Consider the following 24,825-nt stretch of genomic DNA (forward strand, 5'->3'; position numbering starts at 1 on the left):
GCGCCTCGACATTGTAAATTGGTCTTACCAATTATCCAATGCCAGTGCCACCAACAACAATTAGGGGCCACCCCATATGCAAACCTGGCAACAGATCTACAGTCCGCTTGGTAGTCTTGGCCTGTCCGCGCTCGCGGCAGTCATCCCGATCGTATTCTTCTTCCTCGCGCTGGCGGTGTTCCGCCTCAAGGGTCATGTGGCCGGCAGCATCACGCTGGGCCTGTCGATCCTGGTGGCGATCTTCGCTTTCCAGATGCCTGCCGACATGGCGATTGCCGCCGCCGGCTACGGTTTTGCCTACGGCCTGTGGCCTATCGCCTGGATCATCGTTGCCGCGGTGTTCCTCTACAAACTGACGGTCAAGAGCGGCCAGTTCGAGGTCATCCGCAGCTCCGTGCTGTCGATCACCGACGACCAGCGCTTGCAGGTGCTGCTGATCGGTTTCTGCTTCGGTGCGTTCCTTGAAGGTGCAGCCGGTTTCGGTGCGCCGGTGGCCATCACCGCCGCCCTGCTGGTGGGCCTGGGCTTCAACCCGCTCTACGCCGCGGGCCTGTGCCTGATTGCCAACACTGCACCGGTGGCCTTCGGCGCCCTGGGTATCCCGATCATCGTCGCAGGCCAGGTGACCGGCATCGACGCGTTCAAGATCGGCGCCATGACCGGCCGACAACTGCCGCTGCTGTCGCTGTTCGTGCCGTTCTGGCTGGTGTTCATGATGGACGGCCTGCGCGGCGTCAAAGAGACCTGGCCAGCCGCCCTGGTTGCCGGCCTGAGCTTTGCCGTGACCCAGTACTTCACCTCGAACTTCATCGGCCCGGAACTGCCGGACATCACCTCGGCCCTGGCCAGCCTGATTTCCCTGACCCTGTTCCTCAAGGTCTGGCAGCCCAAGCGCTCGTTCACCACCGCCACCGGTAGCGTCGGCGCTGCCGTGGTCAATGCCGGTGGCAGCCAGCCTTCGCCTTACAGCTTCGGCGAGATCTTCAAGGCCTGGTCGCCGTTCCTGATCCTCACCGTGCTGGTTACCATCTGGACCCTCAAACCGTTCAAGGCAGCGTTTGCCGCAGGCGGCTCGATGTACAGCTGGGTGTTCAACTTCGCCATCCCGCACCTTGACCAACTGGTGATCAAGACCGCCCCGATCGTCGCCACCCCGACTGCGATTCCGGCCGTGTTCAAACTCGACCCGATTTCCGCGACCGGTACCGCGATTTTCTTCTCGGCGCTGATCTCGATGCTGGTCCTGAAGATCAATTTCAAAACTGGTCTGACCACTTTGAAAGAGACCTTCTATGAACTGCGCTGGCCGATCCTGTCCATCGGCATGGTGCTGGCCTTCGCCTTCGTCACCAACTACTCGGGCATGTCGTCGACCATGGCCCTGGTACTGGCCGGCACTGGCGCCGCGTTCCCGTTCTTCTCGCCGTTCCTTGGCTGGCTGGGCGTGTTCCTGACCGGTTCCGACACCTCGTCCAACGCCCTGTTCAGTTCGTTGCAGGCCACCACCGCCCACCAGATCGGGGTCAACGACACCCTGTTGGTCGCGGCCAACACCAGCGGCGGCGTTACCGGCAAGATGATTTCGCCGCAGTCCATCGCCGTTGCCTGCGCCGCCACCGGCCTGGTTGGCAAGGAATCGGACCTGTTCCGCTTCACCCTCAAGCACAGCCTATTCTTCGCCACCATCGTCGGCCTGATCACCCTGATCCAGGCTTATTGGCTGACCGGCATGCTGGTTCACTAAAGTGACAGAGGCCGGGCGCGTTACCACGCGCCCGGCAGCCGCCTCTTTCAACTTACGCTGCGAGATCACATGATCATTTCTGCCTCTACCGACTACCGCGCAGCAGCACAACGCAAGCTGCCGCCGTTCCTGTTCCACTATGCCGACGGCGGCGCCTACGCCGAATACACGCTGCGTCGCAACGTCGAAGACCTGGCGGGTATTGCCCTGCGCCAGCGGGTGCTGAAGAACATGTCCGAGCTGAGCCTCGAGACCCGCCTGTTCAATGAAACCCTGAGCATGCCGGTGGCCCTGGCCCCCGTTGGCCTGACCGGCATGTACGCGCGGCGCGGCGAAGTGCAGGCAGCCCGTGCGGCAGCCGCCAAAGGCATTCCGTTCACGATGTCGACCGTGTCGGTGTGCCCGATCGAAGAGGTGGCGCCAGCCATCAACCGCCCCATGTGGTTCCAGCTCTATGTGCTCAAGGACCGCGGCTTCATGCGCAACGCCCTGGAGCGCGCCAAGGCCGCCGGCGTCACCACGCTGGTGTTCACCGTGGACATGCCCGTGCCGGGCGCCCGCTACCGTGACGCCCACTCCGGCATGAGCGGCGCGAATGCACCGCTGCGCCGTGTCTGGCAGGCCATGACCCATCCACAATGGGCGCTGGACGTCGGCTTGCTGGGCAAGCCCCACGACCTGGGCAACATCTCCACCTACCGTGGCAGCCCCACCGGCCTTGCCGACTACATCGGCTGGCTGGGCAACAACTTCGACCCGTCCATTTCCTGGAAAGACCTGGAGTGGATCCGCGAATTCTGGGATGGCCCGATGGTCATCAAGGGCATCCTCGACCCCGAAGATGCCAAGGACGCCGTGAAGTTCGGCGCCGACGGCATCGTCGTCTCCAACCACGGCGGCCGCCAGCTTGACGGCGTGCTGTCCAGCGCTCGCGCCCTGCCGGCGATTGCCGATGCAGTGAAGGGTGACCTGAAGATCCTCGCCGACTCCGGCATTCGCAGCGGCCTGGACGTGGTGCGCATGATCGCCCTGGGCGCCGACACCGTACTGATCGGCCGCGCCTTCCTTTACGCTCTGGCCACCGCAGGCGAAGCCGGCGTGAAGAACCTGCTGGACCTGTTCGAGAAAGAAATGCGCGTAGCCATGGTGCTCACCGGCGCCAAGTCCATCAGCGAAATCACCCGCGACTCGCTGGTACGCGAACTGGGCGCCTGATTGTCGCGCCCTCACGAATCACCGCCTGATTGACCGGGGCACGTGGCGCACCAGATGCCACGGTCCCGCGAGGAGATTGCATGAGTCTGCCCGCCGCGTTCCTCGACACGGTTGAACACCTGATCCCTCGCGAGCGACGTTTCGACGACCCGCTCTCGACCCTGGCCTTCGGTACCGACGCCAGCTTCTATCGCCTGATTCCCAAACTCGTTATCCGCGTCGAGAGCGAAGACGAAGTCGCCACCCTGCTCAAGGCCGCACAGGCCCAGCAGGTCGCAGTCACTTTCCGCGCCGCCGGTACCAGTCTGTCTGGCCAGGCCGTGAGCGATTCGGTGCTGCTGGTGCTGGGGGACAACTGGAACGGTCGTGAGATCCGCGACGGCGGCACCCAGATTCGCCTGCAGCCGGGCGTGATCGGTGCCCAGGCCAACGCCTGGCTTGCCCCTTTCGGCCGCAAGATCGGCCCCGACCCGGCCTCGATCAACGCCTGCAAAATCGGCGGCATCGTGGCCAACAACGCCAGCGGCATGTGCTGCGGTACGGCCCAGAACAGCTATCACACCCTCGCCGGCATGCGCCTGTTGCTGGCCGACGGCACTCTGCTCGACAGCGAAAACCCGGCGAGCATCGCCGCATTCCGTGAACACCACGGCGCACTGCTCGCAGGCCTTGGCGAACTGGGTCGCCAGACCCGCGCCAATACCGAGCTGGCCGCAAAAATCCGCCACAAGTACCGGCTGAAGAACACCACCGGGCTGTCGCTCAATGCGCTGGTCGACTACGACGAGCCGCTGGATATCCTCACCCACCTGATGGTCGGCTCCGAAGGGACCCTGGGCTTTATCAGTGCGGTCACCTACAACACCGTGCCGGACCATCCGCACAAAGCCAGTGCGCTGATCGTCTTCCCGGATGTCGAGACCTGCTGCAACGCAGTGCCGGTGCTCAAGCAGCAACCGGTATCGGCCGTTGAACTGCTCGATCGCCGCAGCCTGCGCTCGGTGGAGAACATGAAAGGTATGCCGGAATGGGTGAAGAGCCTGTCCGCCAGCGCCTGCGCACTGCTCATCGAATCCCGCGCGGCCACCCAGTCGTTGCTGCACGAACAACTGGCGCACATCAGCGCGTCCATTGCCGGCTTCCCGGTAGAGAAGCAGGTCGACTTCAGCGAAGACCCGGTGGTCTACAACCAGCTCTGGCGCATTCGCAAAGACACCTTCCCGGCCGTCGGCGCCGTGCGCGAGACCGGCACCACGGTGATCATCGAAGACGTCACCTTCCCCGTCGAAAAACTGGCCGAAGGCGTCAATCGCCTGATCGCCCTGTTCGACAAGCACGGCTACGACGAAGCGATCCTGTTCGGCCATGCCCTGGAAGGCAACCTGCACTTCGTGTTCACCCAAGGCTTCGATTCACCTGAGCAGGTGGCGCGTTACTCCGCCTTCATGGACGACGTTGCGCAATTGGTGGCTGTGGAATACGGCGGCTCGCTCAAGGCCGAACACGGCACTGGCCGCAACATGGCGCCGTTTGTGGAACTGGAATGGGGCCACGACGCCTACCAACTGATGTGGCAGCTAAAGCGCCTGCTCGACCCTGCCGGCATCCTCAACCCCGGCGTGGTGCTGACGGACGATCCACAGCTGCACCTGAAGAACCTCAAGCCGCTGCCGGCGGCCGACGAGATCGTCGACAAATGCATCGAGTGCGGGTTCTGTGAGCCGGTTTGCCCGTCCAAGGGGCTGACCCTCAGCCCGCGCCAGCGCATCGTCATGTGGCGCGATATCCAGGCGAAGAAGCATGCTGGCGTGGATACCCGTGAGCTTGAACGCGACTACCAGTACCAGGGCATCGACACCTGCGCCGCCACTGGCTTGTGTGCCCAGCGCTGCCCGGTGGGCATCAACACCGGCGAGCTGGTGAAGAAACTGCGCGGCCAGGGTGCCGACCACGTAAAAGCCGCAGAGTGGCTGGCGGAGAACTTCCACACCGCACTGCGTGGCGCACGCTTTACCCTGCAAGCGGCCAATGGTGCGCGCCGGTTGCTGGGCGCTCCGCGCTTGAGCCGCTTCAGCGCTCACCTGTCAAAACTCAGCCACGGTCGGCTACCGCAGTGGACGCCGGCCATGCCGCAACCGCTCAAAGCCATCTCGTTCAACCCGGCGAGCCACGATGCACGGCCGCGGGTGGTGTACCTGGCGGCCTGCGTCTCGCGGGTGATGGGCCCGGCAGCGGCTGACCGCGAACAATCGTCACTGCTCGACAAAACCCGCGCCTTGCTGGAAAAGGCCGGCTACCAAGTGGTGTTCCCAGAGAACCAGGACAACCTCTGCTGCGGCCAGCCCTTCGCCTCGAAAGGCTATGCCGAACAGGCCGAACACAAGCGCCAGGAACTGATCAACGCGCTGCTCCACGCCAGCCGCGGCGGCCTTGACCCGATCTACTGCGACACCAGCCCCTGCACCCTGCGCCTGGTCCAGGACCTGGCCGAAACCCGCCTGGACCTCTACGACCCGGTGCGCTTCATCCGCACTCACCTGCTCGACAAACTGGAGTTCACCCCCCAGGACGAACCGATCGCCGTCCACGTGACCTGCAGCACCCAGCACCTGGGTGAAAGCCAGGCCCTGATCGACCTCGCCCGGCTGTGCAGCAAGCAGGTGGTGATTCCCGAGGGCATCCACTGCTGCGGCTTTGCTGGCGACAAGGGCTTCACCACCCCGGAGCTCAACGCCCACTCGCTGCGCAGCCTCAAGGATGCGGTGCAGTACTGCAGCGAAGGTATCTCTACCAGCCGTACCTGCGAGATCGGCCTGTCGAACCATGGCGGGATTGATTACCACGGGCTGGTCTACCTGGTGGATCGCGTGACCCGGGCTCGACAGACCTGACTCCGCACCGCGATCACCCGCCAACATCCATCTGAACCCCTGAAAACCGGTGCAGTCCACTCAGGTAAGCGCCTCATTCGAGGCCTTACCGCCAAGGAGACTCACATGAAGCGTACTGCGATTTCCGGACTGTTCATTGCCGCCGCACTGCTTGCCTCACCCGTGTTCGCGGCCGAAGACCTGTGCAATGCCAACTTGCAGAAAATCAGCGACAACATGGCCACCGCCGGCGCCACCTCCGAAGGTGCCAACGACGCCATGAACAAAGAGGTCGACAGAGCCAAGGCCGCCCAAGCGGCGGGTAACGAGAAGGACTGCATCGCCATCACCAGCAAGGTGCTTGAAAAACAAGGCAAGGCCGAGAAAGGTGACAGCGGCGCGTGAAGCCTTGTGGAGGGCGACCGGTACAGCAGTCGACGTCGCCCGACCATTGGCGTATACTCCGCCTTACGCGTTGAAAAACGCGTCTAGAGCAGAAAATGGGGCCGATTAGGATTCGACGCCGGTAGTGAAACTCTAGGTGCATGCCGAGTTGGTAACAGAACTCGTAAATCCACTGTTGCAACTTTCTATAGTTGCCAATGACGAAAACTACGAGGGTTACGCTCTCGCTGCGTAAGCAGCTGAGCCCGCTCTCCTGGTAGCTTCGGCTCCAGCAATCACTAGGGGATGCCTGTAAACCCGAAGTGATTGTCATACAGAACAGGATCGCTGCGTAGTACGTTGTGGACAAAGCAGCTAAAACTTACACAACTCGTCCAAAGCACCCTGCCCGTCGGGCGGCTGCGGATTAACTCAATAGACACGGCTAAGCATGTAGTACCGAAAGCGGAGCACTGGCGGACGGGGGTTCAAATCCCCCCGGTTCCACCAAATTCGCAAAACAAAGAAAGGCACTGGCGCCCTGCGCAAGTGCCTTTTTTTGTGCCCGCAAGAATGACCGGTATCGCTGCATTTCTGCTCCAGACGGACGATACGCACGCCCCACCCCTCCCGGTATTGTTGACTCCCGAACAGTTGATTCCTCCTGATCGTCGGAGCCCCTCCATGCTCGCAGCCACCATGCCCACACCCAGCGCCCGCGACCGCTTGCTCGACGCTGCACTGGAGCTGTTCGCAACGCACGGTTTCCAGGCCATCGGCCTGCGTGACCTGGCCGGGCATGTAGGGCTGCAGGCGGGCTCTTTGTACCATCACATTGAAAACAAACAGTGCCTGCTGTTCGAGCTGATCGAGTCCGCCCTGTCGGACTTGCTGGCAGATACGCAGCGACGACTGAAAGGCGCCGGCACCACGTGCGAACGTGTGCGCCGCTTTGTTCATGCGTTCGTGGTCTTCAGCCTGAAGGAGAAGTACGGGCTCACGCTGATCACCCGGGAGTTCGTCAATCTGAACGACGAGAACAAGCAGCAGGCGCAGGCGCTCAAAGCTGCGTATTGCTCGCTGCTCACGCCGATCATCGCCGAGGAGTACCAGAACAACAGTGAGCGTAAAAAAGAGATCGGGCTTATCACCCATGCTGTGATCGGGATGCTGTACGGCCAGTCACAGTGGAGTGACGTGGCGGTATCGGAGCAGCAGCTGACGGAAGTTCTCACTCAATGCGTACTGTGCATTATCAGCAGTGGGAAGACGTCGCCTGTTTCGTAGCCATCGGCTATTTCGTGGCCAATCCCTGGATAGACACCGCAATGGCTTCCTCGATCAGCGCTTCACGCTCGTGCTGTGGCGGCGCTTCCTGCAACCCCAGCAAGCAGCGCAGCTGGAAGTTGCCGGTCAGTGCATCGAGAAAGACGATCGCCCGGGTCCTTGCATCGCCAGGGATGATCAAGCCTTCGCCTTGCGCCCAGTCGAAGTAATCACTCAAACAGCTATAGGCCGTGCCCGGCGCCGCATCGAAGAACGAGCGAGCCGCCTCCGGCGCACGCAGCGCTTCGGCCACGATCAGGCGGTGCAAGGCAATGGTGCGGGGATCGAGCACCACGTCCAGGAAGGTGTGAGCAATGGTCGACAACGCATCACGCAATGACTGGTGCTTGAGGTCCATGTGGGTCAGGGGGTTGACGATGTCTTCGCACAGTTGCGCGACGATTGCCGCGAACAGCCCCTCCTTGCCGCCAAAGTAGGCGTAGAGCGTGCGTTTGGAGCCGCCAATACGGGCGATGATCGCGTCGACGCTGACCCCGGCGTAGCCTTCCTCAAGAAACATTTCGGTGGCAGCCGTAAGAATGTTCTGCCGCTTTTCCACTTGCCTTGGACGTTCCATGCACCCGCGCCTGACCGGAATGCAATGTTCCGGCGAATTGGTCTGTTTGGCAGCACAGAGTACCCCGCAGCCCATCAGCCTTCCAGCGCCTTGCAGTGACCCCCGGGTATATCGGCCCCTGTGAATATTCCAAAAAAGACGTGAGCGGCCATTGACGCCCCAAGGTTTTCAGTCCAAATTTCGCAAAAGGGTACGGTAACGTACCGTATCAAAAAGCTCTGACCGATTACCCCAAAGAACAACAACAGAGGTAGTGATCATGCGTTTTGTACATTTCAGCGAAGGCCACTCACCAGGCCTGGCAGTCGACCTTGGTGGCGTATTGCACGGCATGACGGCGGATGAGCCGGGCTACCCCGGTTCGTTGCAACAACTGCTTGGCAACGGCAATCAGGCACTGCAGGCGGCTCACCGGGTACTGAGCAGCGCCAGGCAGATCGAGCGGTCGGCCATCCGCCTGCTACCTCCCCTGTCACGGCCTGGCAAGATCATTTGCGTCGGCCTCAACTATGCCGACCACACCAAGGAAAGCCCCTACGAGCAACCGGACTACCCCACCTTCTTCCCCCGCTTTGCATCAACCCTGATCGGTTGCGACGAGCCGATCATCCGCCCGCTGGCTTCCGAGCAACTGGACTATGAAGGCGAACTGGCCGTAATCATCGGCAAGGGCGGCCGCCATATCAGCCGGGCACACGCCTTGGAGCATGTCGCCGGTTACTCGATCTTCAACGAAGCCTCGATCCGCGATTACCAGTTCAAATCCCCGCAATGGACCATCGGCAAGAACTTCGATGCCACAGGCGCGTTCGGCCCGGTGTTCGTCAGCGCCGATGAGCTGCCCGCCGGGGCCAAGGGCCTGGGGCTGGTGACCCGCCTCAATGGTGAAGTTGTCCAGCAGGGCAATACCGCCGACATGATCTTCGATGTCGCCGAACTGATCAGCGTGCTCAGTGAAGCCCTCACCCTGGAACCCGGCGACCTGATCGTCAGCGGTACTCCGGCCGGCATCGGCTGGGCACACAAGCCCCCACTGTTCATGAAGCCTGGCGATCTGTGCAGTGTCGAGATCGAAGGCATCGGCACCCTCAGCAACCCGATCGCTGACGAAGCCCCAAGGCGCTAAGTAACGCCCGCACTGGCCGGGCGAAATCCCAGTAGCACCTCTGCCCGGGCCATTCGATGGCCCGCGCACCCGGCCGCCTGGCGTTTGCCTTTTACATCCCCATTGATACCCGTTCGCCTGGTCTGCGCACGGGTCGAGGAGGACCTACCGTGTTGCAGCTCAAAGATGTCAATCACGTTGTCTACCGCCATACCGACCTCGAATCCATCGAGCGTTTTCTCACTGATTTCGGCCTGGTTGTCGCCCACCGCACCCCGCAGCGCGTGTACCTGCGTGGCGCCGGTCCACTGCCTTACGCCTATGTGATCGAACGCGCCGCAGAGCCGGGTTTTGCCGCCATTGCGTTCGCCGTAGAGCGCTTTGAAGACCTGCAGGCCGCACAGCTTTTGCCTGGTGCATCCCCCATCCAGCCGCTGGAAGCGCCGGGAGGCGGCCATTGCGTAGTCCTGCATGACCCCTCCGGACGGCGCATCGAGTTGGTCCACGGCATCACCCCTGTCGAGCCAATGCCCGTGCGCGCGGCGTTGACGCTGAATTCGGCCCAGCACAAGCAGCGCTTCGGCGATGTCCAGCGCCCCGGCAAGGGACCGGCCCAGGTACTGCGCCTGGGCCATGTGGCGATTGGTGTCCGCGACATGCAACGCCTGTTGCAGTGGTACTGCCAGGTGCTGCACCTGCTGCCCTCGGACCTGATTGTCGACGGCCATGACCACAGCTGCCCCAGCGCCGCCTTCCTGCGGCTCAACCGCGGCCCGCACTGGACCGATCACCACACCATCGCTCTGTTCCAGGCCGATCACGACTTTGTTCACCACGCCTCCTTCGAGGTCCAGGACTTCGACGCCCAGTGCCTTGGCCATGCCTGGATGACCGAACAGCAGTGGACGCCATTCTGGGGCGTCGGCCGCCACGTGCTGGGCAGCCAGATCTTCGACTACTGGCGCGACCCGTCCGGCAACCTCATCGAGCACTTCACCGATGGCGACCTGTTCAACCACCAGTCCCCCACCAACGCCACCGCCGCCTGCGATTCGAGCCTCTACCAATGGGGGCCGCCGATGTCGGTGGAGTACTTCCTCGGCGGCAGCCAGGCCAACGCCCCCCTGGCGCCGCGCTCGACGCTTACCCGGCAACGCAACGCCCCCCCTCAGCAAGGAGACACCCATGAATGAGCGACTGTCCGAAAGCGGACTCGACCTGCTGTTTCGCAACGCCCGCAGCCACAATGCCTGGCGCGACCAGGCGGTGAGCGAAGCAACCCTGAGGACCTTGTATGACCTGGTTCGCTGGGGGCCCACCAGTGCCAACAGCTGCCCGGCGCGCATCCTCTTTTTGCGCAGTCGCGAGGCCAAGCAACGGCTGTTGCCGGCACTCAATCCCGGCAATGTGGAAAAGACTTTGCAGGCGCCGGTCACCGCCATCATCGGCTACGACCTCGACTTCCACGAACAACTCCCGCAGCTGTTCCCCCACAACCCCGGGGTGCGTGACTGGTTTGCCGAGCAATCGCAACTGATCCAGACCTCGGCCATGCGCAACAGCTCGCTGCAAGGTGGCTACTTCATTCTCGCCGCGCGGGCACTGGGCCTGGATTGCGGACCGCTGTCGGGCTTCGACGAGGCAAAAGTCGACCAGGCGTTTTTCTCCACAGCCCGGCACACAGCCAGCCTCAAGGCCGGACAGGTGAAAACCAACTTCATCTGCAACCTGGGCTACGGCGACCACGCGCACCTGTTCCCGCGCAGCCCACGGCTGAGCTTCGAGGAGGCGTGCCTGCTGCTCTGACCCCTCCCCCGTGCACACCCTTGCATCAAAACAAGAACAACAATCGCAGGAGAACACCCATGTCACCTACCCGTACTCTCGGGCGAAGCCGCCTGTCACGCTGGCACGTACTGATCGGCGGCTTTCTCGCCTACCTGTTCGACGCCATGGAAATCATCCTCCTGACCATCGCCTTGCCAGTGATGCGTCAGGACCTGGGCCTGAGCATCACCGATGCCGGCATGCTGGCATCGGCCACGCTGCTGGGCATTGGCCTGAGTGGCGTTACCACCGGCTGGTACTCGGACAACTTCGGCAGGCGCAAGGCATTGCTCGCCTCGCTGATCATCTTCGGCAGCTTGACCATGCTGGTCGCCAGTACCCGCGAGAGGGGCTTGCTGTTGTTGCTGCGCTTTTTGTCCGGCATCGGGCTGGGAGGTGTCTGGGGCATTGTTTCGGCCTACATCTGCGAAACCTGGCCGTCCCACCAACGGGCGCGGGCCATCGGCTTCGTGCTCAGCTCCTTCCCGGTCGGTGCTGCCATCGCCGCACTGGCCGCCGGGGCGTTACTGCCCAATTGGCCGTTACTGTTCCTGCTGGCGGGCATCTCGACACTGCTCCCGGTGCTGTACATCTGGCTGTTCGTGCCCGAGTCGGCCGAGTGGCAGGCAAACAAGGCCCAGCGCCAACAGGCGCCGAGCACTGAACGGCATGTGTCGATCAAGGAGATTTTCGCCCCGCAACTGCTTCGCCTGACCTTGCTCGGTACCTTTGCCGCCACCTGCGCGGTCATTGGCTTCTGGGGCGCGAGCACCTGGCTGCCGACCTATCTGGTGCAGGAGCGAGGGCTGAACGTGAGCATGATGTCCAGCTTCATGGCCATGCTCAATGTTGGCGCTTTTATCGGCATCAATACCTTCGGCCTGATTGCCGACCACATCGGCAAGCGCAACGCCACCTTGCTCTCCTTGCTCGGCTGCGCGGTGATGCTGGCGGTCTATTCGCAGACCGGACAGAACCATCTGCTGTTCTGGCTGGGCCCGGTGTATGCGTTCTTCTACGCCTTCGCCAGCCTGTTCGCTTCCTACTTCAGCGATCAGTACCCGCTGCGGGTCCGCACCCTGGGCGCCGGGTTCTGCTTCAACTTCGGCCGTGGCCTGGCCGCTTTCGCACCGCTGCTGCTCAGCAGCATTGCCAGCAGCTACAGCCTGGCGCTGGGGCTACTGGTGTGTGCCGGGTTCTTTGCCGTCGCCACGTTGTGCATGTTTTTCATGCCCGGCGATGCCCGCCCCGTCGTTGATACGGCGAACGTCCCGGCCACCGGCAACTGAGATTCGGAACCTGAAAAATGAACTCAAAACAATTACAAGAAAACGCGTTCACCCTGTTCCTGGCCTGCCTGCTCCTGCCCTTGGCCAGCGCTGTACACGCTACGACCTGGAGCGACACCTTCATCGGTTATCGCTACGGCACCGACTTCACCGAGCCAGGCATCGCCGACAAGATCCAGAAGAACATCCTGCAATTGGGGCATGCCAGCGGCTACTCACTGGGGCAACATTTCTTCAATCTGGACGTGTTGCGCTCCGACCACCACGACCCGAAAAAAGACAGCCACTCCGGGGCCACTGAAGGGTATCTGGTGTATCGGCACCAGCTGTATCTGGGCAAGGTCTTCGACCGCTCGCTGGCCTTCGGCCCGGTCAAGGAAGTCGCGCTGACCACCGGCATCGAGCTCAACTACAAGAACACCGCGTTCGCCAACCGCAAGCGCATGCTGGAGGTGGGCCCGACGCTCAAATTCGACGTTCCCGGGTATCTGGATGTCAGCTTGCTGTACGCCTATGAATGGAACCATTGCGGTGTGTCCAGCTGCGCCACCGAGAACGTCGACTTCGACCCTCATTACCTGCTGCACGTAGCCTGGGGCCTTCCCTTCCAGCTCGGCGGTGTGCCGTTGAAGTTCCAGGGTTTTGGCCTGTACAAGACCGACAAGGGCAAGGACTACTTCAAGGCCGACACCTCGGAAGAAACCCAGGTCCGCACCGCGTTGATGGTCGATGTCGGGCAACTGACGTTCAACCGCAAGAACACCCTGCTGATCGGCCCGGGTTACGAGTACTGGCGGCACAAGTACGGCTCGCACGGCAAGCCCGGCACCCATACCAGGGCACCAACCCTGCATGTGGAATGGCATTTCTGAGGGCAACAAAAAAGGCCGGTGCAACACTGCACCGGCCTTTGCACAACACCAGCCCCGCAGCCTTACCAGCCGCCAGGCAACCAGCCAAACGCACTGGCAATCGCATACATCATGCTGCACAGGTACAGGATCACGACCAGCACCTGGATCAGCGGATGAGCAATCCAGCCGCACTGCCAGGCAGGGACGATGTCGCCATTCTTGCGCGCCGAGCGCAGCATCAGGATCGGCATGATCGACAGGATCACGCCACTGAACACACCGGCAAAATACAGCGCGTTAACAAAGCCGACCATGCCGCTGTAGGCCAGGATGAACGGCGGTACGCAGACGATGGCCAGCACCAGCAGGCGGTTCTTGGGGTTGCTTTCCGAACCCAGGCTCTTGAACTTGTCGAAGATGTTGGTCAGGAAGCTGCCGCCCAAGCCCCAGTACGAGGTCATCATGGCGCACAGGGCAAAGGTGTTGGCGGTGTAGAACGCCCACTGCCCCAGGGCCTGGCCCCACGCCAGGGTGGCCACTTCGGTCTGGTTTTCCAGGCCGTTGAGGGCGATCACCGACATCGGCACGATGGCCAGCAGGATGAAGGTAATCACCATGCCGGTGATCACGGCAACCGGCAGGCGCTTGGGCGCATGGCTGAAGCCACGGGCCATTTCCGGTACGACGTACTGCGCCGAGAAGCAGAACACGGCGATGTTGAACACCGGGATCATGTAGATCCAGCTGCCATCGAACAGGTTGGCAAAGTCGGTTTTTTCGTTGATCAGGGTCGCAACCACCAGCACCAGGGTCATCGACACCATGCCGATACTGATGAACTTCTCACCCTTGCCGATGGCCTTCAGGCCCAGGTACAGCACGAAGGCGGCAGGCAGGAAGAACAGCAAGCTGCCGATTGCCGGGCTGATGCCGAAGAACTCGCTGAGGATCTTGCCGCTACCGCTCATGTACGCGGTCAGGGCGCCGATGCTGTTGACCGCTACGGACAGGAAGATCGCCCAGGCCCCGAACGAGCCGACATAGCGCTGCGCCAGGCCACTCAATTGGTGGTGGCTGCGGGTGCGCAAGGTCGTTTCCGAGACATAGAGCATGGAGATGGTGGTGAAGACACCGGCCACGGCGAGCCACAGCAGCAATGGCATGTAGCCGGCCAGGCGGCTGGCATAGGCCATCGACAGTACGCCGGCACCAATGTTGGTACCCACGATCATTGCCACCGCCTCGACGAACGTCAGGCGTTTGACCTCAAGGCCTGAAGATTCAACCACGGACGGGTCAGCACCGCCCACGGCGGTGTTGGGGGTTGCACTCATGATCACACTCACTACGTATTTGTATTTATTACCGGATGCACCTGAAGCGATGCGTCACAGGCCCAGAGGGCGCTGTGCCATGGATTTCTCGAGCGGCGGGCAAAATATCACACAAGGTGTTTGAAATAACACCCACGCGAGGCGAAAGAGTGTGGTCCAAAAGTTACTGAAAAATTCTTTAAAAGCAGAGAGTTAGCGAGTTTCGAGGAAAGCGGTCGAGGTCAAGCCCGACCAAGGTCGGGCCGCCTCAAGGGGAAGGAGAATCAGAATTCCAGACAGATCTTGCCGAAGTGCTGGTTGCTTTCCTGGTATCGGAACGCCTCGACGATCTGTTCCAGGGCGAACGATTTGTCGATCACCGGACGCAGGCCGTTGGCATCAATGGCGCGCACCATCGCTTGCTGTTGTTCCCGGCTGCCGACCAGCACACCCTGCAGGCGGATCTGGCGCACCAGCGCCTGAACCAGGGGCAGTTGCCCGGCCACACCGGTGAGAATGCCGATCAGCGAAATGTGCCCGCCAATGGCCGCCGCGATCATCGACTGCTCAAGGGTCGCCGGGCCGCCCACTTCGATCACATGGTCCACACCCCGGTTGCCGGTGAGCTGGCGTGCGGTTTCGCCCCAGGCGGGGGTCTTGCGGTAGTTGATCAGGTGATCGGCGCCCATGGCCTTGAGGCGTTCGAGCTTTTCGTCACTGGACGACGTCGCGATCACCGTCGCCCCGGCGAGCTTGGCGAACTGCAGGGCGAAAATGGAAACGCCACCGGTGCCCTGCACCAGCACCGTGTCACCGGGTTTGAGCCCGTCGTCGGCCATCAGTGCGCGCCACGCCGTAAGACCGGCGGTGGTCAGGGTGGCCGCTTCGGCGTGGCTGTAGCCTTTGGGCGCATGGGTAAACGAAGTGGCCCGGGCCGTTACCTGCTCACGGGCATAACCGTCGATGCCGTCACCCGGCACCGCGGCAAAGCCCTCCACCTGCGGGTGGCCGCCCAGCCAGTCAGGGAAGAAGGTGCTGACCACCGCATCGCCGACCGCAAATTCGCTGACGCCCTCACCGACCGCTGTCACTACGCCCGCGCCATCGGCCATGGGAATGCGCGGCTCGGTGGGCCCCCACATGCCGCTGACCACGGCAAAGTCGTGATAGTTGAGTGAGTTGGCGTGCAGACGCACAGTAATCTCGCCAGCCCTGGGTGCGGCTGCCTCGCGGGTACCGACCTGAACCTTGTCGTAACCGCCGCCCGCCTGGACGAAGATGGCCTTGCTGGTCATGGGTAGCTCCTGAGTGATCGGGTAAATAGCTGTTCAGTCTTTGCCCAGGTTTTACTCAGGTCAAGCGCCGCCTCTTGCGAAACATCCTGACAAACTACAATAATGCGACTAATTATCAATTACCGCATTGGTTGTGCCGTTCATGTCTGCTCCCGATCACGCTGCCCTGCATACGCTCTACAGCGAACACAACGGTTGGTTGAAGAGCTGGCTACGCGCCCGCCTGGGCAATGCCAGCGATGCCGCGGACCTCGCCCAGGACACCTTTATCCGAGTGCTGACCGCCCGCAATGTGCACGCCATTCGCGAACCGCGCAGCTACCTGGGCGCCATCGCCCATGCGTTGATGGTCGACAAGTTCCGCCGCAAGGCCCTCGAGCAGGCCTACCTCGCCGAGCTGGCGACCCGTCCCGAGCGGCTCGCCGACTCGCCGGAAACCCGCTTGCTGATCCTCGAAACCCTGGTGGCCGTGGATACCCTGCTCGATGGCCTGGGCGAACGAACCCGGCAGATCTTCCTGGCCGTCCAGTTGGAGGGCCTGAACTACGTCACGACTGCCGAGCGCATGGGCGTATCGGTCACCACGGTGAAGAAACACCTGATCCGTGCCATGACCCACTGCCTGCTGCTGACGGACGACTGAATGGCCCAGCCCCTGGATTACCGCACCCTGGAAGCCGCCGCCACCTGGTACGTGCAACTCAATGCCAAACAGCCTAACGAAGCCCAGCTCCAGGCCTGGCAAGACTGGCTGGGCAAGAACCAGGCCCACGCCCAGGCCTGGGCCCGGGTAGAGAAGCTGCAACGACAGCTGGGCAACCTGCCTGCCGATGTCGCCTTGCCGACCCTGGCCGGGGTCCGTGCCCGTCGGCGCGCGGTGCTCAAGACCCTGGCCATGCTCATGGCCGTCGGCGCCACCGGCTGGGCCGTGCGTGAAAGTACCCCGGGCCAGGCAATGATGGCCGAGCTGCGTACCGGCAAGGGCGAGCGTCGGCAGGTCAGGCTCAGCGACGGCAGCCAGCTTGAACTCAACACCGACAGCGCCGTGGATATCCACTTCGACGGCGAGTATCGCCAGGTGCATCTGTACCGTGGCGAGATCATGGTGCAGACCGCCAGCGATCCTGCCGCCCGCCCCTTCGAGGTGCAGACCGCAGAAGGCCGCGTGCGTGCCCTGGGTACGCGCTTCAGCGTGCGCAGCGACGATGGCCGGAGCCAGGTCAGCGTGCTGCAACACGCCGTGGAGATCCGCCCTGTGGATAACCCGCTGCTGATGCTGCGCCTGGATGCCGGTCAGTCCGCCCACTTCGACCACCAGCGCATCAGCCCCGCCCTCACAGCGGCCCCCGGCAGCGGTGCCTGGACACAAGGCATGCTGACGGTGATCGAGTGGCGCCTGGCCGACTTTGTCAGCGAACTGCGCCGCTACCGCCCGGGCGTACTGCGCTGCGCAGGCGACGTTGCCGACCTGCGCCTGTCGGGTGCGTTTCGTATCGACGACACCGACACCATTCTGGAAAACCTCAGTGCCTCGTTGCCCGTCAAAGTGCGCTACCTGACTCGCTACTGGGTCAGCATCGAACCTGCCTGAACAATTTTTACCCATGGGGTTGCCGATTTTCATTCTCATTCGGCTACGCAGGTAAAGCAGCACATTCAAGCTGCCCCTCTGCCCAGCCAATCGAAGGAAAACCTGCATGACCCGCATTTGCCCACGGGCGCCCCGCCCTCTGGTTCGCGCCGTTCACCTGGCGCTGTTTGGTCTGACCCTGGCCCCGCTGCCGATGCTGGCGATGCTGCCGGCCCAGGCACAGGCGCAAAGCGCCAGCACCGCATTCCAGATCGCTCCGGGCCCGCTGGGTACCAACCTGAGCCTGTTCGCCACCCGCGCCAACATCACCTTGTCGTTCGATGCTCGCCAGACCCAGGGCCGTCAGTCGGCCGGGCTGCAAGGCAACTACTCGGTGGAAGAAGGCCTGGCGCGCCTGCTGCAGGGCAGCGGCCTGCAGGCCCAGCGCCAGAGCAACGGCGGTTATGTGCTGGTCCCGGTCAACAGCAGCGGTGCCCTGGAACTGGGGGCCACCAGCATCAACGGCCAAGTGCTGGGTGAAACCACCGAGAACACCGGCTCCTACACCACGGCAGCGACCCGCACCGCAACCAAGCTGCCCCTGTCGATCCGCGAAACGCCGCAGTCGATCACCGTGGTCACGCGCCAGCAGATGGACGACCAGGGCGACCAGAGCATCTCCGACGTATTGCGCAACACCCCCGGTGTTTCAGGCCAGACCTACGACAGCGACCGGGTCGACTTTTCCAGCCGCGGCCTGGTGATCACCAACTACCAGTACGACGGCGTCAACACCATCTATGACGGCGTGTACGGTGAAGGCACCGCCCATGTCGACATGGCCATCTACGACCGGGTCGAAGTGCTCAAGGGCGCGACCGGCCTGATGACGGGCTCTGGCGATCCGTCCGCCACCGTCAACCTGATCCGCAAGAAGCCCACCGCCCAGTTCCAGGCTTCGCTGGCCGGCAGCGCCGGCAGCTGGGACAACTATCGCGGCGAGGGTGATGTGTCTGGGCCGCTCAATGACAGCGGCACGCTGCGTGGCCGCTTTGTCGGCGCGCAACAGGACAAGCAGGGCTACCAGGATCACTATCAGCAGAAAAAAGAGGTGTACTACGGCATCCTCGAAGCCGACATCACCCCCGATACCCTGCTGACCGTCGGTATCGACCAGCAAACCACCACCCCGCGTGGCTCATCCTGGACCGGCAACCCGGTGTACTACACCGACGGCGGCCGCACCGACTTCTCGCGCTCGTTCAACCCGGGTGCCGACTGGAGCCGTCGCGACTTCCAGAACCGCACCTACTTCGCCTCCCTGGAGCAGGCACTGGTCAATGACTGGTCGCTCAAGCTCAGCGTCAACCAGCTGCAAAGCGACCACGACACCCGCCTGGCCTCGGCCAGTGGCGGCAGCCCGGACCGTGACGGCAACGGTATGTTTTTCTTCTGGGGGCGCTGGGAAGGCCATCGGGTGCAAAACAGCGCCGACCTGAACCTCTCCGGCCCGTTCAGCCTGTTCGGCCGCCAGCATGACCTGGTGGTGGGCTTCAACACCGCGCACTCGCGCCAGACCGGCAGTACCTGGGACACCAGCGAGTTCGCCATGGTGCCGGGCAGCATCTTCGACTGGAAAGGCGATATCGGCGTGCCCGACTTCCCGAAGAACGGCAAGTACGAGCAGCAGAAAAGCCAGAACGGTGCCTACATCGCCACTCGCCTGCGCCCTACCGACGAACTTTCGCTGATCCTCGGCACCCGGGTCAGCACCTTCAAGTACCACGACGACTACAACTACGATGACCTGAACCCGATCTTCCAGGACAACTCGGCCAGCTACAAACAGCATGGCGTGGTCACCCCCTACGCCGGCGCCGTGTATGACCTCGACGACACCTACTCGGTGTATGCCAGCTACACCTCGATCTATCAGCCACAGACCAACAAGGACAGCAACGGCTCGACCCTGGACCCGGTTGAAGGCGACAGCTACGAAGCCGGTTTGAAGGCGGCGTACTTCGACGGCCGACTCAACGCCAGCCTGGCCGTCTTCCGCATTGAGCAGGACAACGTCGCCGAGTCGGTCGGCACCAACCCGTTCACCAACGAAGGCATCTACAAGGCTGGCGAGGGTGCGACCACCAAGGGGATCGAGCTGGAGATCGCCGGTGAGCTGATGGAGGGCTGGAACCTGTCGGCCGGCTATACCTACGCCCGCACCCGCGATGCCGACGAGCAGCGCATCTATGGCTTCCCCATGAGCACCAGCATGCCGGAACACCTGGTACGGATGTTCACCACCTACCGCCTTCCGGGGGTGATGGACAAGGTCACCGTCGGTGGCGGTGTGAACTGGCAGAGCGCGTTCTACGGCAAGATCTACAGCGGTGCGGTGAACGACTACACCTACATCAAGCAAGGCGGCTACACCCTGGTCGACCTGATGACCCGCTATCAGTACGACGAGCACCTGAGCTTCACGCTCAATGCCAACAACGTGTTCGACAAGCGCTACCTGAGCGGGTTGGGCAACTTCGACACCACCTATTACGGTGAAGCACGCAACGTGATGCTGACCACGCGCTGGGACTTCTGATGACGTTCGCGGGGCAAGCCCGCTCCTACCGGTAGGAGCGGGCTTGCCCCGCGATCAAGTCCAGTCACCCACGCAACAAACCCTGCAAGGCCCGGCAATCCGCCGCATGCCAGTCGGTCAACTCCGGCCAGGGGTTGTCCGGCAGGTTGACCAGAATGGTCCGGGTGCCCGCCGCTCGACCGCAATCCAGGTCGAAGCGGTAGTCACCCACCATGACCATCTCGGCCGGCGCCACGTCCCAGGCCTCGGCTAGTTTCAGCAAGCCACCGGGATGCGGCTTGGGCGGTGCTTCATCACGCCCCAGCACGTACTGTTCGGCAAAGCAGTCGGCCAGGCCGATGGCCTCCAGCGTCACGTGGGCCAGTTCCCGGGCATTGCGGGTCAGGATGCCCAGCTGGCATCCGCGCCCGGCCAGCTCGCGCACTAACTCCACCGCGCCAGCGGCGGCCTGCGAACCGATCGCCAGGTCACGCTCATGCTCCAGCAACCAGGCGTGCTTGGCCGCGGCTTCTGCCGCAGGCAACGCGGCCAGGTGGGTGAGGATGTCGTCGGCAGGCGGGATCTCCAGCGCTTCGCGAATGGCGGCAAAATCATGCACCGCCACGGTCAGCGTGCCATCCATGTCGAAGACCCAGTGACGAATGTCCTTGAGGCTCATGCCCAGTCCTTGCGATGGCGGATCAGGCCTTCCTGACACGAGGAAGCCACCAACTGCCCGGCCTGGTTGTAGATGTTGCCGCGGGAGAAGCCACGGGCGTTTCCGGCCCAGGGGCTGTCCATGGCGTAGAGCAGCCACTCGTCCGCGCGCAGGTTGCCGTGGAACCACAGCGCGTGATCGAGGCTGGCGATCTGCATGTCCTTCTGCCACACCGATTTGCTGTGGGGCAGCAGCGAGGTGGTCAGCAGGCCGAAGTCCGAGGCATAGGCCAGCATGTATTTGTGCAGCGCCGGCACATCCGGCAAGGTGCCGTCGGCGCGGAACCAGATGTACTTCACCGGATCGCCCGGCTTGGGATTGAACGGGTCTTCTTCAGTGACCGGGCGCATCTCGATCGGCTTGGCACACAGCATCTTCTCGCGGATCGACTCGGGCAGGCGGTCGGCGATACGCTGGAACAGCTCCACTTCCGACGGCAGGTTTTCCGGACCCACCACGGTTGGCATCTGCGTCTGGTGATCGAAGCCCTCTTCGTCGTACTGGAACGACGCACTGCAGGTGAAAATCGGCTGCCCCTTCTGGATCGCCGTTACCCGCCGGGTGCTGAAACTGCCGCCATCGCGCACACGGTCAACCGAGTACACCACCGGCATCGCCGCATCGCCCGGGCGCAGGAAGTAGCCGTGCAGCGAGTGCACATGACGCGCCTCTTCGACGGTCTGGCTGGCAGCCGATAACGACTGGCCCAGCACCTGGCCGCCGTACAGCTGGCGAAAACCCAGGTCCTGACTACGCCCGCGGAACAGGTTTTCCTCAATGGCTTCCAGACTCAGCAAGTCGACCAGATCGTCCAACACGTGGCTCATTCACAATTCTCCAAAGCTATGCGCAACTGCGACAAATGATACAGGGTTTGTCATTACCCACCCGTATGTTGTGCAATTCAGCCGCGCAGCGTTTGCTGCCACTGGGCCCGGTTGATGCGGTACAGCACGTGCGGGCGCAGGGGATGAAACTCGGGCAGTTTCGGGTGCAGGAAACCGCCAGCCAGGTCCTGCTGCATGCCAATGGCCTGCATCACCTTCTGTGACGGCAGATTGCTCTCGGTGGTGAACGACACCACTTGCTCAAGGCCCAGTTGGGCAAAGGCACAGCGCAGGCTGGTCCAGGCCGCCTCACTGGCAAACCCCAGGCCCCAATGGCGACGCGCCAGGCGCCAGCCGATTTCCACCGCCGGGGTGAAGTCAGCCTGGAAATTGACCTTGAGCAACCCGGTCATGCCGATGAAGGCACCGCTGTCCTTGCGCTCCAGCGCCCAGAGGCCGTAACCGTATTCATTGAAGTGGCCACGAATGCGGCCGATCAGAGCAGCGCTTTCCAGGCGTGTCAGCGGCGCGGGAAAGTAGCGCATCACCTGTGGGTCGGCGCACAGGGCGGAGAACTCGGCAAGATCGTCGTCCTGCCATTGGCGCAGCACCAGGCGTGCGCTTTCCAGTTCGAGTATGGGGGTCATTGCCTGCTCCTGAAGCACATCACCTGCAGTCTACAGCGTAGGCAGACGTAGGAGATGTGGCGATCAGGCAATGAGAAAATTCAGCGTCTCGACCGTGCGGCCAGCGCCGGTACGGTCGAGACATTCGGGGGCGGGAAGCGTCAGAACTTGAAGTTTGCGGTCAGCTCGGCCGAGCGGCCCGGCGCCACAGTCGCGAACAAGCCGACGTGGGATGCGTCGTAGATGGTTTCGTCGGTCAGGTTCAGGACGTTGAGCTGCAGGTCCAGGTTCTTGTTGACCTTGTAGCCAACCATCGCATCGTAGCGCCAGTAGTCATCCACGGTGATGGTGTTGGCGTCGTTCATGTAGCGCTCGTCCATGTAGTTGGCGCCTGCACCGACCATCCAGCGGTCAGTGATGTCGTAGGAGCTCCACACGCTGAAGCTGTTGGGCGCGATGAACTTGGACTGGTTGCCGTCGTTGCTGCGATCGCCGCCCGACTTAACCACTTCGGCGTCCAGGTAGGTGTAGCCCGCCCAGACCGCCCAGGCGTCGGTGATACGGCCCGTTGCGCCGAGCTCGATACCCGTCACTTTCTGGTCGCCATCAAGCGCCACCAGGCCGGTGATCGGGTCGGTTACCCGGGCATTGGTTTTCTCGGTGCGAAACACCGCGGCGGTCAGCGACAACTGCTCGTTGAGCACGTCCCACTTGGTGCCCAGCTCTACGCTGCGGGATTTTTCCGGGTCCAGGTTAGCCTTGTTGCCGTTGAGGTTACCGGCACCGGCGCCATCGGCACCGCCAGACTGGGTGTTCTCACCCGATGGGTTGGACGAGGTGCCGTACGACAGGTAAATGCTGCCGTTCGGCATTGGCTTGAAGACCACACCCACCTGGTAGTTCCACAGCTCGCTGGACGACTCGGCGCCGCCTTCAACGCGATTCTTCACTTCATAGTCGTCGTAGCGCAGGCCCAGGTTCAGGTCCCACTGCTCGTGCAGGCCAAGGGTGTCGAAGACATACAGCGACTTGACCTCGGTCTGGTTCTTGCTGGTGACTTCACCGGTGCCTGGCAACAGGGTCCAGCCGCCGTCATGGGGGTTGGGGTTGTACAGGTCCGCCGGCTGGCCGTTGTTACCTGCGTGTTTGTCTTTGTCGGTGATGGTTTCGCGGCTGACTTCCAGGCCGGCGGCATAGCTGTGTTTGATAGTGCCGGTCTGGAACTTGCCAAACAGGTCAGTCTGGTTGATGACCGACGTATTGACCACATTGCGCGGGCGGAAGCCGCGTCCGACCAGCCCGGCTTCTTCTTGCGCGACGTTGGCAAATACCGGACGGCTCATCACATAGTTCTGCATGGTACGGCCACCACGCAGGGTATTGCGTACCGACAGTTCTTCATTGAAATCATGTTCGAGTATCAATGTTGCAAGGTCGGCTGAAGTTTTACGGAAGTCACGATCCACCAGGCCGTAGAAGTTGTCGCGATCAACGTTTACCGGCTTTTGGGTGATCAGTGAAATCGGGTGGCCTTGGTCCGGAATATCATCGGTTTCAAGGTGGTAGTAACTTGCCGTTACCCGGGTTGGGCCTTGCAAGCCCCAGGTAACGGTCGGAGCGATACCCCAGCGTTTGACTTCGACATCATCACGACCCGGTGTGTCCGCTTCGTGCTTCATGGCGTTCAGGCGCAGGGCCAGGTCCTGCTCGGGCAGGTACTGGTTGATGTCGAGGGTGTTGCGCCACAACTGGTCAGTCCCCATGGTCACGCTGCCGCCGATGGAGTCTTCCATCTTCGCGGTCTTGCTTACCATGTTGATCGTACCGCCGGTCGAGCCCCGTCCGCTGTACGCCGACCCCGGGCCTTTGACAATCTCGATCGACTCGACGTTGAACGCCTCGTGGGAAATCCGGCCCAGGTCGCGCACGCCATCGATCTGGATATCGGTACTGGCTTCAAAGCCGCGAATGAACGGGCGATCACCCAGCGGCGTACCGCCCTCACCCGCGCCCAGGGTAATGCCCGGCGTGGTGCGCAGCACATCAGTGAGTGAGGTGGCGGCCCGTTCTTTGATCAAGGCTTCATTAATGATGGTGATCGACTTGGGCGTTTCACGCAGCGGCGCCGTGAACTTTGGCGATGACATTTCATCGACTTTGAACGTTTCGTGATGCTTGCCGGTGATATCGGTGGCATCCAGTTCCAATGCGGTTCCAGGTTTGGACACCGGTGCATTGGTGGTTTCAGCCAGACTCACCGAGGACCAGGAAGCTACCGCCAAGCCAAGTGCCGTATAAAGATGACCGGGTTCTGAACGACGTGTTGTTTCAACTTTATGTGCCATTAGTACTGCCACCATCAGAAAATGATGCGCAATACTATTTACGAGCAATTATCAAACGAAGTTTATTTACAATATTTACGTCGAGTAACATATTATTTCAGAAGTTATATATTGATACATATATTTAGTTACAAACTCCGTTCCGACACGTGGTTACTTACTGCAGTGCATCTCTGACAACCCACCCCTGTTTTTTGTTCAAGCCAACGCCAAAAGCGTCGCCCGCCATTCATTTGCACCACAAAGATTTTTTTCACATCCACTTCACCTGCTCACCACGGGCCACCGCCTACAGTGCGGCCATTCTCGTGGCACCTGCCCCTGCGGCTGCTACCCGATCCGATTCCGCGTCATGGAGTAGC

At 62.0% G+C, this 24,825-nt stretch carries 20 protein-coding genes and 1 other RNA gene; 14 read left to right on the forward strand and 7 right to left on the reverse strand.

Annotation, left to right across the window (positions count from 1 at the left end; genetic code table 11):
- Positions 1-76: 76 nt before the first annotated feature.
- The 6 genes from U9R80_RS23890 to U9R80_RS23915 all read left to right on the forward strand — a co-directional run bounded on the left by U9R80_RS23890 (position 77) and on the right by U9R80_RS23915 (position 7,500).
- Entirely contained in the window at positions 77-1,744 is a 1,668-nt protein-coding gene (locus tag U9R80_RS23890) for a lactate permease LctP family transporter (RefSeq protein WP_301840051.1), read from the forward strand.
- 69 nt (positions 1,745-1,813) lie between these two features.
- Positions 1,814-2,959: an FMN-dependent L-lactate dehydrogenase LldD gene (gene lldD / locus U9R80_RS23895; protein WP_301840049.1), complete on the forward strand. Its 1,146-nt coding sequence runs from the start codon at positions 1,814-1,816 to the stop codon at positions 2,957-2,959.
- Positions 2,960-3,039: 80 nt separating this feature from the next.
- A complete protein-coding gene (locus tag U9R80_RS23900) occupies positions 3,040-5,850 on the forward strand; it encodes an FAD-binding and (Fe-S)-binding domain-containing protein (RefSeq protein ID WP_301840047.1) in 2,811 nt (936 codons plus the stop codon).
- Positions 5,851-5,955: 105 nt separating this feature from the next.
- Positions 5,956-6,234 carry a hypothetical protein gene (locus tag U9R80_RS23905; protein WP_301840045.1) on the forward strand — a complete coding sequence of 93 codons (279 nt, stop codon included), beginning with the start codon at positions 5,956-5,958 and terminating at the stop codon, positions 6,232-6,234.
- 97 nt (positions 6,235-6,331) lie between these two features.
- Positions 6,332-6,723: a transfer-messenger RNA gene (gene ssrA, locus U9R80_RS23910) on the forward strand.
- 174 nt (positions 6,724-6,897) lie between these two features.
- Positions 6,898-7,500, forward strand: a complete 603-nt coding sequence (locus U9R80_RS23915) for a TetR/AcrR family transcriptional regulator (protein ID WP_301840044.1) — start codon at positions 6,898-6,900, stop codon at positions 7,498-7,500.
- A 7-nt stretch (positions 7,501-7,507) separates the two neighbouring features.
- Here U9R80_RS23915 and U9R80_RS23920 read toward each other — a convergent pair whose 3' ends face one another.
- Positions 7,508-8,116 (reverse strand): TetR/AcrR family transcriptional regulator, encoded by a 609-nt coding sequence (locus U9R80_RS23920; protein ID WP_301840042.1) that lies wholly within the window; start codon positions 8,114-8,116, stop codon positions 7,508-7,510.
- 259 nt (positions 8,117-8,375) lie between these two features.
- Here U9R80_RS23920 and U9R80_RS23925 point away from each other — a divergent pair, with 259 nt between their 5' ends.
- The 5 genes from U9R80_RS23925 to U9R80_RS23945 all read left to right on the forward strand — a co-directional run bounded on the left by U9R80_RS23925 (position 8,376) and on the right by U9R80_RS23945 (position 13,209).
- A complete protein-coding gene (locus U9R80_RS23925) occupies positions 8,376-9,242 on the forward strand; it encodes a fumarylacetoacetate hydrolase family protein (protein WP_301840041.1) in 867 nt (288 codons plus the stop codon).
- 149 nt (positions 9,243-9,391) lie between these two features.
- Entirely contained in the window at positions 9,392-10,414 is a 1,023-nt protein-coding gene (locus U9R80_RS23930) for a 2,4,5-trihydroxytoluene oxygenase (RefSeq protein ID WP_301840040.1), read from the forward strand.
- Entirely contained in the window at positions 10,407-11,027 is a 621-nt protein-coding gene (locus U9R80_RS23935) for a malonic semialdehyde reductase (protein WP_301840039.1), read from the forward strand. The genes U9R80_RS23930 and U9R80_RS23935 overlap by 8 nt, the downstream gene beginning before the upstream one ends.
- 59 nt (positions 11,028-11,086) lie before the next feature.
- Positions 11,087-12,337, forward strand: a complete 1,251-nt coding sequence (locus tag U9R80_RS23940; protein WP_301840038.1) for an MFS transporter — start codon at positions 11,087-11,089, stop codon at positions 12,335-12,337.
- 17 nt (positions 12,338-12,354) lie between these two features.
- Positions 12,355-13,209 carry a hypothetical protein gene (locus U9R80_RS23945; protein WP_301840036.1) on the forward strand — a complete coding sequence of 285 codons (855 nt, stop codon included), beginning with the start codon at positions 12,355-12,357 and terminating at the stop codon, positions 13,207-13,209.
- Between the two features lie 62 nt (positions 13,210-13,271).
- Here U9R80_RS23945 and U9R80_RS23950 read toward each other — a convergent pair whose 3' ends face one another.
- Both U9R80_RS23950 and U9R80_RS23955 read right to left on the reverse strand, forming a co-directional pair.
- A complete protein-coding gene (locus U9R80_RS23950) occupies positions 13,272-14,525 on the reverse strand; it encodes an aromatic amino acid transport family protein (RefSeq protein WP_301840034.1) in 1,254 nt (417 codons plus the stop codon).
- A gap of 263 nt (positions 14,526-14,788) precedes the next feature.
- A complete protein-coding gene (locus U9R80_RS23955; protein WP_301840033.1) occupies positions 14,789-15,799 on the reverse strand; it encodes a zinc-dependent alcohol dehydrogenase family protein in 1,011 nt (336 codons plus the stop codon).
- Positions 15,800-15,941: 142 nt separating this feature from the next.
- On the opposite strand from U9R80_RS23955, the gene U9R80_RS23960 reads away from it, so the two are divergent.
- From U9R80_RS23960 to U9R80_RS23970, 3 genes are all read left to right on the forward strand, one after another.
- Positions 15,942-16,442: a sigma-70 family RNA polymerase sigma factor gene (locus U9R80_RS23960; protein ID WP_301840032.1), complete on the forward strand. Its 501-nt coding sequence runs from the start codon at positions 15,942-15,944 to the stop codon at positions 16,440-16,442.
- Complete coding sequence (locus U9R80_RS23965; RefSeq protein ID WP_301840031.1) at positions 16,443-17,390, forward strand: FecR domain-containing protein; 948 nt, start codon at positions 16,443-16,445, stop codon at positions 17,388-17,390. It abuts the gene before it with no gap.
- A gap of 106 nt (positions 17,391-17,496) precedes the next feature.
- A complete protein-coding gene (locus U9R80_RS23970; RefSeq protein WP_442964924.1) occupies positions 17,497-19,968 on the forward strand; it encodes a TonB-dependent siderophore receptor in 2,472 nt (823 codons plus the stop codon).
- Between the two features lie 64 nt (positions 19,969-20,032).
- Here U9R80_RS23970 and U9R80_RS23975 read toward each other — a convergent pair whose 3' ends face one another.
- From U9R80_RS23975 to U9R80_RS23990, 4 genes are all read right to left on the reverse strand, one after another.
- Positions 20,033-20,626 (reverse strand): HAD family hydrolase, encoded by a 594-nt coding sequence (locus tag U9R80_RS23975; RefSeq protein ID WP_301840029.1) that lies wholly within the window; start codon positions 20,624-20,626, stop codon positions 20,033-20,035.
- Complete coding sequence (gene tesB / locus U9R80_RS23980; RefSeq protein WP_301840028.1) at positions 20,623-21,492, reverse strand: acyl-CoA thioesterase II; 870 nt, start codon at positions 21,490-21,492, stop codon at positions 20,623-20,625. Before tesB ends, U9R80_RS23975 begins: the two co-directional genes overlap by 4 nt.
- A 77-nt stretch (positions 21,493-21,569) precedes the next feature.
- Entirely contained in the window at positions 21,570-22,139 is a 570-nt protein-coding gene (locus U9R80_RS23985; protein WP_301840026.1) for a GNAT family N-acetyltransferase, read from the reverse strand.
- 140 nt (positions 22,140-22,279) lie between these two features.
- Positions 22,280-24,463, reverse strand: a complete 2,184-nt coding sequence (locus U9R80_RS23990) for a TonB-dependent receptor (protein WP_301840025.1) — start codon at positions 24,461-24,463, stop codon at positions 22,280-22,282.
- Positions 24,464-24,825: the final 362 nt, after the last annotated feature.

The sequence above is a fragment of the Pseudomonas sp. JQ170C genome (assembly GCF_035581345.1).
In the GTDB taxonomy this organism is placed as follows: Bacteria; Pseudomonadota; Gammaproteobacteria; order Pseudomonadales; family Pseudomonadaceae; genus Aquipseudomonas.